Origin of the sequence: Burkholderia sp. SIMBA_062, assembly GCF_046534765.1 — a bacterium.
GTDB classification, from domain to species: domain Bacteria; phylum Pseudomonadota; class Gammaproteobacteria; order Burkholderiales; family Burkholderiaceae; genus Burkholderia; species Burkholderia ambifaria.
Map to the genome: position 1 here is coordinate 1 of NZ_JAWRYD010000706.1, position 229 is coordinate 229.

Consider the following 229-nt stretch of genomic DNA (forward strand, 5'->3'; position numbering starts at 1 on the left):
GGGCCTGTGCATCACCAAGCTCGACGTGCTCGACGGCCTCGAAGAAGTGAAGCCCTGCGTCGGCTACAAGGTCGACGGCCAGGACGTGGACATCCTGCCGCGCGGCGCCTCGCAAGTGGCGGCCTGCGAGCCGGTCTACGAGACCTTCGCGGGCTGGAAGGAAAGCACCATCGGCATCACGCAGTTCGACGCGCTGCCGCAGAGCGCGCAGGCATACCTGAAGCGCGTG

Annotated in this window: 1 protein-coding gene; it reads left to right on the forward strand. The window is 67.2% G+C overall.

The window, feature by feature from the left end; translation table 11 throughout:
- Positions 1–229 (forward strand): adenylosuccinate synthetase (locus SB786_RS38010; protein WP_410731815.1); only part of this gene is annotated, 229 nt, incomplete at both ends.